The organism is Flavobacterium eburneipallidum (genome assembly GCF_027111355.2).
Lineage (GTDB): Bacteria > Bacteroidota > Bacteroidia > Flavobacteriales > Flavobacteriaceae > Flavobacterium > Flavobacterium eburneipallidum.
Map to the genome: position 1 here is coordinate 1268870 of NZ_CP114291.2, position 12416 is coordinate 1281285.

A 12416-nucleotide genomic window follows, 5' to 3' on the forward strand; every position below is an offset into this window, starting at 1 on the left:
AAAAGAGTAGTTGCATTTATACCTTTTTCGAAGAACGGAAAAGCTTCAAAATTAAAACGCTCAAAAAAATAAATAAAAAGTAAGATGAAAAAAGGAATTCACCCAGAAAATTACAGATTAGTTGCTTTCAAAGACATGTCTAACGAAGATGTTTTTATTACTAAATCTACTGCAGAGACTAAAGAAACAATCGTACACGAAGGTGTTGAATATCCAGTTGTAAAAATGGAGATTTCTAGAACTTCACACCCTTTTTACACAGGTAAATCTAAACTTATCGATACTGCAGGACGTATTGATAAATTCAAAACTAAATACGCTAAACACGTTAAATAATATTTATCGGTTTAATAATATAAGAAGCTCCACTATTTGTGGAGCTTTTTTTATTTTTATTGCTTTCTAAAACTTTGTAACTTTGGGATTAATAATTTTAACAGGGTAAGTTGTTTAAGACGATTTTTCGAATAAACAAATAACCGATTAAACAAATAAACAATTTATGAATTATATACTTTTTGATGGGCCATCCAGAAATGCTTTATTACCCTTTACTTTCACCCGACCAGTTGCTGATATTCTTATTGGTATTATGACCATTCGTCAAAAATGGGAAATGCGTTTGGGATCGACTACCACTACATTGACAGAGGAATATTTGTCAGAGAAATTCCCAATGGTAGAAATGGAAGAGAATGTTATGATAAATGCTTCTTTTCTTCCTAATACAGTTTTGGCTGAAATGGTTAGTGAACTTAAACCCAATCAAGCTATTTTTAAAGGAGAGGATGTTATTGCGTTTTATACCGAAGAAAATCAGCAAGAAGTAAATTTCGATACCTACGAAATTATAGAATTCGAAGAAGATTGTATTAAAGTCCAAAATACTTGGGATATTTTTGCTAAAAATAATTTAGCGATTCGCGAGGATTTCGAGTTATTGACCCAAGACCGAAAATCACAACCCATTCCTAAAAGTGTAAATACAATTGCTCCAGAAAATATTTTTATTGAAGAAGGAGCAAAATTAGAATTTGTTACCTTGAATGCTTCAACAGGTCCTATTTATATAGCTAAAAATGCCGAAATAATGGAGGGTTCTGTTATTCGTGGTCCTTTTGCTTTGTGTGAAGGATCAGTAGTGAAATTGTCTGCCAAAATATACGGAGCTACAACCATAGGACCTTATTCTAAAATTGGTGGAGAAGTGAATAACTCGGTTTTATTTGGTTATTCCAATAAAGGTCATGATGGGTTTTTAGGAAATTCTGTTTTGGGCGAATGGTGTAATATTGGTGCTGATAGTAACAATTCTAACCTGAAAAATAATTACGAAGAAGTAAAACTTTGGGATTACGAAACCGAATCTTTTGAAAAAACAGGACTTCAGTTTTGTGGATTAATGATGGGAGATCATAGTAAATGTGGTATCAACACCATGTTTAATACAGGAACTGTTGTTGGAGTGAGTGCTAATATTTTTGGTTCTGGATTTCCTCGCAACTTTGTGCCGAGTTTTTCTTGGGGCGGAGCAGCTGGTTTTACGGTTTATATGACTCGCAAAGCTTTCGAAACCGCTCGATTAGTTATGGCTCGAAGAGGAGTTGAATTCGACGAAAAAGAAAAAGCTATTTTGCAACACGTTTTTGACGAAACCAAAATTTGGAGGAAAGAGTAAAGATTAAATACTATTTATTGGCCGCTGATTCACAGATTAAAATAATCAGCGAATCAGCGGTTTTTATTTTATAAATTATAGAAATATTGTTTGTAAATTTGCAACCTCAATTTTTTGACAACGATTTCATTAATTGAGCGATTTTATGGAAAATAGAAAAAAAGTAGCGTTCTACACGCTGGGTTGCAAGTTGAATTTTTCAGAAACTTCAACCATTGCCCGAAGTTTTCAGGACGAAGGTTTCGACCGCGTCGATTTTGAAGAAGTGGCTGATATGTATGTTATCAACACTTGTTCGGTAACTGAAAATGCCGATAAACAATTCAAACAGGTCGTTCGAAAAGCAATGAAACTCAACGACAAAGCTTTTGTTGCCGCTGTTGGCTGTTATGCCCAATTAAAACCCGAAGAATTAGCCGCTGTTGATGGAGTTGATTTAGTTTTGGGAGCTACTGAAAAGTTTAAAATTACCGATTACATAAACGATCTTTCCAAAAATGATTACGGAGAAGTACATTCCTGCGAGATCGAAGAAGCTGATTTCTATGTAGGAAGTTATTCCATTGGCGACAGAACTCGTGCTTTCTTAAAAGTACAAGACGGTTGCGATTACAAATGTACGTATTGTACGATTCCATTAGCGAGGGGAATTTCTCGAAGTGATGAATTGCAGAATGTGTTGAAAAATGCCAAAGAAATCTCTGCTCAAAATATCAAAGAAATCGTTTTGACGGGTGTAAATATTGGCGATTACGGAAAAGGAGAATTTGGAAACAAAAAACACGAACATACTTTCTTGGAATTAGTCCAAGAATTGGATAAAGTAGAGGGAATCGAAAGATTAAGAATATCTTCTATCGAACCGAATTTATTGAAAAATGAAACCATTGAATTTGTATCCAAAAGCCGAACTTTTGTACCCCATTTTCATATTCCACTTCAATCCGGAAGTAACGATATTCTGAAGTTGATGAAGCGTCGTTATCTTCGTGAAATTTATACCGAAAGAGTAAATAAAATTCGCGAAGTAATGCCACACGCTTGTATTGGTGTGGATGTGATTGTTGGTTTTCCTGGAGAAACTGATGAACATTTCCTAGAAACCTATCATTTCTTGAATGATTTGGATATTTCTTATTTACACGTTTTTACCTATTCTGAACGTGATAATACGGAAGCGGCTTTAATGCCAAATGTTGTCCCGAATAACGTTCGAGCCAAAAGGAGTAAAATGCTGCGTGGATTATCGGTAAAAAAACGCCGTTCTTTTTATGAAAGCCAAATTGGAAGTAATAGAAAAGTATTGTTTGAAAGTGAAAATAAAGAAGGTTACATTCACGGATTTACCGAAAATTATGTAAAAGTAAAAACGCCATGGAATCCAGAATTAGTAAACACTTTACACGAAATCAATTTGACCAAAATTGACGAAGATGGAAGTGTGCGAATGGAGTTTTTAAACGTTAAAGCATAAAATTAGAGTTAAATAATAAAACACGAATTCCACTAATTTGACTAATTAATTTGGTTTAAATTAGTGGAATTCGTGTTTTATTTTGACAGCGATAATTTGTAGATTGTAGCTTCCAATACATCTGAATCATTGTCTTCGCAAATGAGAAACTCGATTTCAGTTTCGGTTTTTTTGTAAAACGTCAATCCTTCAAACTTTTGAGTTTCGGATATTTGTTGCGTAAATTCGATTTCGAAAGTTTGACTGTTCATTCTTCCAATGATACTTCCTAGAATTTCGCCGTCATGATAAGTAGAATTAGTGTTTTCGGCTGTAGCCAAAAAATAAATTTTATCATCAACTAAAATCGCATCAGTAAAAGAAGTTTCTAGCTGTTTTATTTTTGGTAATTGGATTGGAATAAATTCTATAGTACTGTTTTTGTTTAGATTGTCGTTAATTTTTACAATCCCGTTTTTAGAATTAGCTCCGTTTCCTCGTTGGAACAAAAGCCATTTTTCATTGTCAAATACTGCGCCTTCAATATTTAATTCGTCATTTGTAATAGAGGCAGTTTGTTTTAGGTTTTGGTACAATTTTGATAAATCTTTTTGTTCTGTTTTTTTAGAATCAAGATTATAAATCATTCTTTTTTCTCTTTTGGAAGTAGAACCCGAACCTAAAAGATGGAGTTCATTTCCTTTTAAAGCTATAGATTCAAAATCGTATTTATCTTTTTTGGGAATGTTTTCCTGTGGGTTTTCTACAAGGTTTATTTTAGAAAGTTGTTTTTCGGTAATCTGATATTCGTACAGGAACGAACTATTGTCGGAAATAATAAACAAAGAATCGTTTTTGTAAACCAGTCCTGATGCAGAACCAATACCAATGATATGAAATAGGATTTCGAGTGTGAATTTTTGCATAAGAAAGGAGTTAAACACGAACTGCACAAATTTACACGAATTATATCCGTTTTTGATTAAACGAATTATTAAATTACTGGATTAGGAAATGAAAATTTTAAGCGGAAATGCCTCAAATTTTAATTATATTTGAGTTGTAAATATAAATTATTTCTTATGAAGTCTATAAATCCAGATGATTTTAAAGTTACGGGAAAGATCGAGTTGTCGAAAATTCCAACTAATTTGTTCAATAAAGCCAGTGATGACGACAAAGAAGAAAACCTAGAAAAGGTTCAGGCTAAATTGAGTGAACTGCAAGATGTGATGTATGCGCATAACAAATATGGCGTTTTGATTTGCTTGCAAGGTATGGATACTTCGGGAAAAGATAGTTTGATTCGAGAGGTTTTTAAAGAGTTTAATCCGCGTGGAGTAGTGGTGCATAGTTTTAAAACGCCTAATTCAACCGAGCTGGAACACGATTATTTGTGGCGGCATTATTTGGCTTTGCCCGAAAAAGGGAAGTTTGCCGTTTTCAATAGAACGCATTATGAAAATGTTCTAGTCACTAGAGTACATCCCGAATATATTTTGAATGAAAACCTACCTGGAATTGAAAGCGTTGATGCTATTACGCCAGAATTTTGGGAAAATAGATTGAAACAAATCAATAATTTTGAGAAACATATTTCGCAAAACGGAACAATTGTAATGAAATTTTATTTTCATTTAAGTAAAGAGGAGCAAAGAAAACGCTTGTTGCGAAGGCTGGAAGAAGAACAACACAACTGGAAATTTTCGCCAGGAGATTTGAAAGAGCGAGGTTTTTGGGATGATTATATGAGCTATTATGAAGAAGCTATCAATGCGACTTCGACCGAAAATGCCCCTTGGTATATTATTCCTGCTGATGACAAAGAAATGGCGCGGTACATTGTTGCCAAAATTATTTGGGAAGAAATGCAAAAATATACGGATATAAAAGAACCTGAATTAGACGCAAAAACGAAAGCGAGTATTGAGGAATACAAAAAGCAGTTAGAAAAGGAATGATTTATTGGTTTGCTTTAAAACAAAAAAATGCGCTGAATTTCAGCGCATTTTTTATAAAAAACGGGGAATTTTTATAATTTAAAACCATAAGCTAAACGAACACCTACTTGACCAACGCCTTTGCCTTGGCTTCCATCGTTATTCAATCTTGCAAAGTCGTTGTAATGCTCATAACGTAATGAAATATCAATGTATTTCGTAGCATAACCAATACTTGGTGCCAAAAGCAATGAAGTTTTGTTATAGTCATTTGTCACTGCAAAAGCTGCTCCAGCTTCTCCCATTAGGTAAAATTGATCATTCCAAACGAAGGCTTTGAAACCTGCTTTTGCTGGAATAAAACCAACATCTTTAAACGGAGCATCAGATTCGCTTACAAATAAGTTAGAAAAACCAGTTGTTAGCGTAAGTGAATACCTTTTTGATAAGTCATACTGTAATCTAGCATCGGCTCCAAGGGCTAATTTGTAAGGATCGTGAACAGCATAACCTCCAGTTAAACCAATGCCCAAACGGAATCCTTGGTCATAATTTGTAGCAGTTGTAGTTTCTTGTGCTTGTGTGGTATTTCCTAATAGTGCCGAGATTGCCAATACAAATGCGATTTTAATTTTTGCTGTAGTTTTCATAATTTTTGATTTTGGGTTTGTAAAAAATTTAATATTCTATTTTGATAACATTGCAAAGGTATAGCAGTAGTTAATTGCGGAATTTATAGAATTAGTTACGATTGTTATATAATTCCGAGAATATCATTTGTTAAGTTTTTTATAGGGCATTCGTTTTTAAAAAAGAAAAAAAAGTTAGCCTCGAATTACACGAATTATCACTAATTTTTTTAAAAATTTAAAATTGAATTGCACTAATTTTATCTATTTTTAAGAATTCGTGTAATTGAAAATCAATTATAATTCGTGTTTATTAGTGTAATTCGTGGCAGAAATTTTTATAAGCGAATGCCTTAAGTTTTCTGTATAATTGAAATGGAATCGATTTGTTCTAATTATCTTTGCCCACTCAAATAAAATCAACGTGAATTTATCCCAATACACCAAAGAGTTCTCCTATAATTTAAAACTAGCTTTTCCTGTTATTTTAGGAATGCTCGGGCACACCTTGATAGGAATTGTGGATAATTTCATGGTAGGTAATTTGGGTTCTACCGAGTTGGCAGCCGTTTCCTTGGGTAATAGTTTTATCTTCATTGGAATGTCTATAGGGATTGGATTTTCTACAGCAATTACCCCTTTAATAGGAGAAGCCGATGCCGAAAAAGACGATAAAAAAATCCGAACTACTTTTCATCACGGACTTTTGTTGTGTACCATTCTGGGAATTGCCATATTCATGATGATCGTTTTGGCAAAGCCCATAATGAATTGGATGAACCAGCCAGAAGCCGTAGTAGATTTAGCCAGTCCTTATATTGATTGGGTAGCTTTTTCACTGATTCCTATGATTATTTTTCAGGGTTACAAACAATTTGCTGATGGTTTATCACAGACAAAATATTCGATGTACGCTATATATTTGGCGAATGTAGTTCACATTTTCTTTAATTATGTGTTGATTTATGGCGTTTGGGGGTTTCCAAAATTAGGAATTCTTGGCGCAGCATTAGGGACAGTGATTTCCAGAATTATGATGGTAATTTTCATGCATTATATTATGCGAAGAAATGAGACTTTCAAAAAATATTTCAAGAATTTTAGCTTCAAGGAAATTCGAAAATCGATCCTGAAAAAAATTATTAATTTAGGATTTCCTTCCGCTTTGCAAATGTTGTTTGAAGTGACTTTATTCACAGCGGCAATTTGGCTCTCGGGTTCTTTAGGTAAAAATAGTCAGGCTGCCAATCAAATTGCGTTGACTTTGGCTTCTTCTACTTTTATGGTAGCCATGGGTTTTAGCGTGGCGGCAATGATACGAGTGAGTAATACTAAAGGTTCCAAAGATTATAAAAAAATGATTATTGTAGCCCGATCCATTTTTTTATTGGCAATAATGGTCGAAATTTTCTTCGGACTTGTTTTTGTGATTTATCATAATTACTTGCCGCATTTGTTTTTGAATATGTCCGATGCCTCTCAACTTTTAGACAATAATGAGATTATAGAAATAGCTTCTCAATTACTCTTGATAGCCGCTATTTTTCAAATTTCAGATGGAATTCAAGTAGTGGTTCTTGGGGCTTTGAGAGGTTTGCAAGATGTGAAAGTGCCTATGTATATTACCTTTGTTGCTTATTGGATTATTGGTTTTCCAATTTCGTATTATTTAGGAAAACATACTAATCTGGCAACAACAGGAATCTGGATTGGACTATTGGCAGGATTAACAGCGGCGGCTTTATTTTTGTATCTTCGCTTTGCGAGATTGACTAAAAAAATGGAATTAAATAATAGCAATAACTAACACACAATATGGAATTACCAAAATTTTTACTAGGCGACAACACTGATTTTCCAGATGATATTTTTATCATTCACATGGATTATCCACGATTTATTATCAATCTAAAAGATGATGAAGTCGAGTTTATGGAAGAAGCCGAAGATCTAGACGAAGCCGAATTAAACGCCGAAATGGAGAGCTTAATCGAGCAAGCGAATGCGTTTTATGATCGAGAAATGGAACGTTACGAGAAAGAGTAGTTTTATTTTTTAGGTTCTACTGGAAATGTTGTGAAAGTTTTTAACCACATAGTTTTTTGTAGAATTATAGATTTAATTTTAGAGGCTTCACTTTTACATAGTTTGCATAGTCATTATGTGAAAAAATATTTTCTATGAAGCTTTTAATTAATGATTTTAATATCAATTCTAGCCTGCACTGAACGAAGCTGAAGTGTGGTATAAATTTATATCAAATTTGTTTTCACACAAAAGCCTGTAAAACCATTTTTTAAATATTTTTCTAATAATGCGGTTGCAAAGATGAATTTCATCATTTGCAACCGCTTTTTTATAGTTGATTTTCAATTTAAAAAAGTTGTATCTTTAATGAGGTGTTTTTCAGGGATTTTAAGTTTTTTTGATTCTATGGGTAACAAATTAAAATAGTAATGTATCTACTATAAACCTTTAAATTTTGATTATTATGAAAAATTTTAAAAAAATAAGTATTGTGACTGTTGCGTTTTTATTTGCATTTTCGAACCTAGAGGCTCAAGAGAAATTAAAAAGAAGTGCTGCTAATGCCAATTCTGAAAATAGTAGTACTACTGGAATTCAGCAAAGTAGTATCAATGGTATTAACGGTGGAATGCCTAATCGAATTTCGATGAATGTTACGGTAGCCAAACAAACACAAGGAGCAACATTTGGTGAAAAAGTAAATTCTGGTAAAATTAATGTTATATTGGTAGAAGGTGGTTGCGTTGTTTTGTTTCCTTCCAATGAAGGATATAAAGTTAATACTGCTGATAAAACAATTACTGAATTATCAAAAAGTGAATCTAAAACTTTTGGTGAAAAAATGAGTACAGGAATGCAAAGTGCGGGTCGTTCCGTTTCACAAGGAGCTTCGTTAGTTGGAGGAGCTTTGCCAGGTGCATCGGTTATTTCGGCAGCTGTTTCTAGTGTGGGTAATTTAGCAGGGAATGGTGGTGGAGCCGCTGCTGCTTCTTATGCAAGAGCATCAAAAAACGTTTTCAAAATACAAGATAGTGATAGTGATGCAGTTTTGGATTTACAAGATGGAGAATATGAACTGGTGTTTGTTGTTGTCGAAAAAGCCACTTCAGGATTAAAAGATACCTTGAAAACTCAAGTGCGCATTGGATTTACTATAGAAAATGGAATCCTGAAAACCAAACATGATACCGCTAAAAATTCTGTGAGTAATATTCGTTAAAGATTTTTTTAAATAAAAATCGGTATCAAAAGTAACTCTGTCTTTTGATACCGATTTTGGTTTTTAATAAGCAGCTGTAAAGCGAACTTGATGGTGTTTTGGAGTTTCTATTTCGTCAGCAATCACAACGGCTAAATCTTCAACAGATAAAATACTTCGTTGTTCCTCATTAAAAATAGGATTTTCTAATCCCAAACGGTATTTTCCTGTTCTACCTGTTTTTGTTCCTTGGTGCATTTCTATAGCTGGGCTGAAAAATGCCCAATCCAAGTCTTTTTCTTCTTTGATTATTTCCAAATAATGTCTTGCGGCATTAGCTCCGTCAAATATTTCTTTTGGAAATTCAGGCGTATCAATTAATTGTAGGGTTGGTGTGAGGTACAAACTTCCCGCACCGCCAATAGTGATAAAACGTTTTACTCCTGATTTTTTCACTGCTTCCTGAATGGCTTTTGCGCCAGCAATAGCATCATTATAGATATTTGGATTGCTCCAACCAGGGTTGTAAGCATTCACAACAACATCGTTTCCTTTTAGAATTTCTGTTAAAGAATCTACATTAAAGATGTCTGCTGCAATCCATTTTGCATTTAATGATTCTTTTGGGTTTCTTGCAATGGCAGTAATTTCGTGGTTTCTGTTTGCTAATTCAGTTAGAATTGCCGAGCCTACAAATCCTGTGGCTCCAATAATTGCGATTTTCATAGTGTATATATTTAAAAGTAATAAAAAATGTTACAGTTTTATTTAAAAAAATAGTTTTAAAATTGATTCGAAAAATCTTCCAATGAAATGCCTTTCAATTGCAAACTAATTTTTTCATTGATGTCATCATATAAGTTTTCTAAATTTTGATTAATTTTTTTTCCAACAGGACAATTAGGATTGGGTGTATTTTTTGAATAACCCAATGTTACAGAATCAAAAGTCATTTTGAAAATAGCTTCCAAAGAAATAGTGGAGGCTGATTTCAATAATTTTGTCCCTCCATTTTTGCCTTCTTTGCTTTCTACAATATTATTTTTCTTCAGGTTGGCAATTTCTTTTCTGACCAAAACAGGATTCATGTTCATACTTCCTGCTATAAATTCAGAAGATAAATACTCCTCTGGAAATTTAGAGAGCAGTGTAAGGATGTGAACGGTTATTGCAAATTTACCTGAAATCATACTGTAATAAAATAGATTACAAATTTAAAACTAAAATCAATACGAACAATATTAATTATCAAAAAATTATGATTTACTTCATTTTTCAACCTAAATATAAGTGGTATTTTTGCAGGGAATTCTACACTATGTATAACATTATTCTAATCTTCGTTTGTTTATTGCTTGGAGTCCTTTTACAGAAAGTAAAACGCTTGCCAGTCAATACCTATAAACTGTTGAATGATATCGTTATCTATTTTTGTCTTCCTGCATTAGCACTTTATTACATTCCAAAGATTCAATTAGACACGCATTTGTTGTATCCAATAGCTGTAACTTGGATTAGTTTTACGGTATCAATTTTGTTTTTTAGTTTTTTAGGAAATAAATACGGATGGTCTAGAAAACTGACGGGATGCCTTATTATGACTGCGGGTTTTAGCAATACTTCCTTTTTAGGTTTTCCCATTATTCAGGCTTTGTATGGTGAAGAAGGATTGAAAATGGCTATTCTGGTGGATCAGCCTGGTACATTTGTAGTACTTTCTACTTTGGGAGTTATTGTAGCAACAGTATATTCTACAGGAAGTCCAAACGGATTGCAAATAGCTAAAAAAATACTATTCTTTCCACCATTCATTGCGTTTCTTTTGGCTTGTTGTATGAATGTATTTCATTTTGATTTCCACGAATATATTCAGTTTAGTTTGCAGAAAGTTGGTAGTGTAATGACGCCATTAGCAATGATTTCGGTGGGATTGCAATTGCATTTTGATCGAAAAAGCAAGCATTTCAAATTTTTAAGATTAGGACTTTTGTATAAATTAATCCTAACTCCAGCAATAATTTACCTGTTGTATGTTGTGATTTTAGATCAGCATTCGCAAATGATTCAAGTATCGGTTATGGAAGCGGCAATGGCACCCATGATTTCGTCCAGTATTATTGCTGCTGCTCATGGTCTCAAACCCCGATTGTGTAGTATGATGATTGGATTTGGAATTCCCCTTTCTTTTATCACTTTGGTATTTTGGTATTTTGTTGCCAATACTATTTAAAATATATTTCAATATGAGCACTTCAGCCGAAACTTTGACCAAAAATAACGAGACTCCTTTAGTTCAAAAAACAGTTTATTCCATATTGTTTTCAATAGCATTTGCACATTTGTTAAACGACTTGATGCAAGTGGTTATTCCTTCTACTTATCCTTTATTGAAAGAAAAATTTAATCTTTCATTCACTCAAATTGGGTTGATAACCTTTGTTTTTCAATTGACCGCTTCGATATTGCAGCCTTTCATTGGTTTTTATACCGATAAAAAGCCAAAGCCCTATTCATTGGTATTTGGAATGATTTTTACGGTTGTCGGCTTGACTTTTTTATCACTTTCGACTGCTTTTTGGATGTTGTTGATATCGGTTGCTTTTGTCGGGATTGGTTCATCCATATTCCATCCCGAAGCTTCTCGTGTTGCTTTTTTGGGTTCGGGAGGAAAACGAGGTTTGGCACAATCTATTTTTCAATTAGGAGGAAATGCGGGCAGTGCCATTGGGCCATTATTAGTGGCTTTGATTGTGGCTCCTCACGGGCAATCGTATATTATTTGGTTTGTGATTGCTGGTGTTTTGGGAATGCTAATTTTGTCAAGAATTGCAGTTTGGTATCAAAATCATTTGCAATTGCGTGCTTCCAAAAAAGTAGTTTTAGAAGAAGAAACCATTCATTTATCTAAACGAAAAGTAAATATTTCTTTGGCTATTCTCTTGTTCTTAATCTTTTCGAAGTTTATTTATATGGCAAGTATGTCCAATTATTTTACTTTTTATCTGATGAATAAATTTGGATTAAGCATCCAAGATTCTCAATTTTATTTATTTGGTTTTCTTGCATCGGTTGCGGCAGGAACATTAATTGGAGGCCCTTTGGGAGATCATTTTGGAAGAAAATATATTATTTGGATTTCTATTCTAGGAGCAGCGCCTTTTACTTTATTGCTACCCTATGCCAATTTGTTTTGGACGGGAGTTTTAGCTGTAATTATTGGTGTTATTATAGCATCGGCATTTTCGGCAATTTTGGTTTTTGCACAAGAATTAATGCCTGGTAAAGTTGGGATGATTTCTGGATTGTTCTTTGGTTTTGCCTTTGGAATTGCAGGAATAGGTTCGGCACTTTTGGGGTATTTAGCCGATCATACCAGTATTGAATATGTCTATAAAATCACCTCTTTTTTGCCATTAATTGGTGTGATGACCTATTTTTTACCCGATATGAAGAAGAAAAAATAGAACTGCTTTTTTTGGTTTTATTTGTG

At 33.5% G+C, this 12416-nt stretch carries 13 protein-coding genes; 9 read left to right on the plus strand and 4 right to left on the minus strand.

The genetic code is table 11. The annotated features are described in order from the left end of the window. Window positions 1–84 precede the first annotated feature (84 nt). The 3 genes from OZP15_RS05160 to mtaB all read left to right on the plus strand — a co-directional run bounded on the left by OZP15_RS05160 (window position 85) and on the right by mtaB (window position 3152). On the plus strand, window positions 85–336 hold the full coding sequence (locus tag OZP15_RS05160) for a type B 50S ribosomal protein L31 (RefSeq protein WP_269227430.1): 252 nt from the start codon (window positions 85–87) through the stop codon (window positions 334–336). Window positions 337–502: 166 nt separating this feature from the next. Further along, entirely contained in the window at window positions 503–1678 is a 1176-nt protein-coding gene (locus tag OZP15_RS05165; protein WP_281337203.1) for a GlmU family protein, read from the plus strand. A gap of 145 nt (window positions 1679–1823) precedes the next feature. After that, a complete protein-coding gene (gene mtaB / locus OZP15_RS05170) occupies window positions 1824–3152 on the plus strand; it encodes a tRNA (N(6)-L-threonylcarbamoyladenosine(37)-C(2))-methylthiotransferase MtaB (protein ID WP_281337204.1) in 1329 nt (442 codons plus the stop codon). 77 nt (window positions 3153–3229) lie between these two features. On the opposite strand, the gene OZP15_RS05175 is transcribed toward mtaB, so the two are convergent. Continuing rightward, a complete protein-coding gene (locus OZP15_RS05175) occupies window positions 3230–4057 on the minus strand; it encodes a DUF6929 family protein (protein WP_269227432.1) in 828 nt (275 codons plus the stop codon). Window positions 4058–4213: 156 nt separating this feature from the next. On the opposite strand from OZP15_RS05175, the gene OZP15_RS05180 reads away from it, so the two are divergent. Further along, window positions 4214–5092 (plus strand): PPK2 family polyphosphate kinase, encoded by an 879-nt coding sequence (locus OZP15_RS05180; RefSeq protein ID WP_269227433.1) that lies wholly within the window; start codon window positions 4214–4216, stop codon window positions 5090–5092. Window positions 5093–5163: 71 nt separating this feature from the next. Here the strand turns inward: OZP15_RS05180 and OZP15_RS05185 are convergent, their stop codons facing one another. After that, the gene (locus tag OZP15_RS05185; protein ID WP_281337205.1) at window positions 5164–5721 is read right to left on the minus strand and encodes a hypothetical protein; all 558 of its coding nucleotides are present in this window, start codon (window positions 5719–5721) and stop codon (window positions 5164–5166) included. 403 nt (window positions 5722–6124) lie between these two features. On the opposite strand from OZP15_RS05185, the gene OZP15_RS05190 reads away from it, so the two are divergent. The 3 genes from OZP15_RS05190 to OZP15_RS05200 all read left to right on the plus strand — a co-directional run bounded on the left by OZP15_RS05190 (window position 6125) and on the right by OZP15_RS05200 (window position 8947). Next, entirely contained in the window at window positions 6125–7507 is a 1383-nt protein-coding gene (locus OZP15_RS05190) for an MATE family efflux transporter (protein WP_281337206.1), read from the plus strand. Window positions 7508–7515: 8 nt separating this feature from the next. Continuing rightward, window positions 7516–7746, plus strand: a complete 231-nt coding sequence (locus OZP15_RS05195) for a DUF8828 family protein (RefSeq protein WP_269227434.1) — start codon at window positions 7516–7518, stop codon at window positions 7744–7746. A 445-nt stretch (window positions 7747–8191) separates the two neighbouring features. Then, window positions 8192–8947: a hypothetical protein gene (locus OZP15_RS05200; protein WP_269227435.1), complete on the plus strand. Its 756-nt coding sequence runs from the start codon at window positions 8192–8194 to the stop codon at window positions 8945–8947. Between the two features lie 63 nt (window positions 8948–9010). Here the strand turns inward: OZP15_RS05200 and OZP15_RS05205 are convergent, their stop codons facing one another. Next, window positions 9011–9652, minus strand: coding sequence for an NAD(P)-dependent oxidoreductase (locus OZP15_RS05205; RefSeq protein WP_269227436.1), 642 nt, complete (start codon window positions 9650–9652; stop codon window positions 9011–9013). Window positions 9653–9708: 56 nt separating this feature from the next. Further along, on the minus strand, window positions 9709–10116 hold the full coding sequence (locus tag OZP15_RS05210) for an Rrf2 family transcriptional regulator (protein WP_281337207.1): 408 nt from the start codon (window positions 10114–10116) through the stop codon (window positions 9709–9711). 128 nt (window positions 10117–10244) lie between these two features. Between OZP15_RS05210 and OZP15_RS05215 the strand changes: the two genes are divergently transcribed. Both OZP15_RS05215 and OZP15_RS05220 read left to right on the plus strand, forming a co-directional pair. Then, complete coding sequence (locus tag OZP15_RS05215) at window positions 10245–11156, plus strand: AEC family transporter (protein ID WP_269227438.1); 912 nt, start codon at window positions 10245–10247, stop codon at window positions 11154–11156. 13 nt (window positions 11157–11169) lie between these two features. Further along, on the plus strand, window positions 11170–12390 hold the full coding sequence (locus tag OZP15_RS05220; RefSeq protein ID WP_281337208.1) for an MFS transporter: 1221 nt from the start codon (window positions 11170–11172) through the stop codon (window positions 12388–12390). The last annotated feature ends 26 nt before the right edge of the window (window positions 12391–12416 follow it).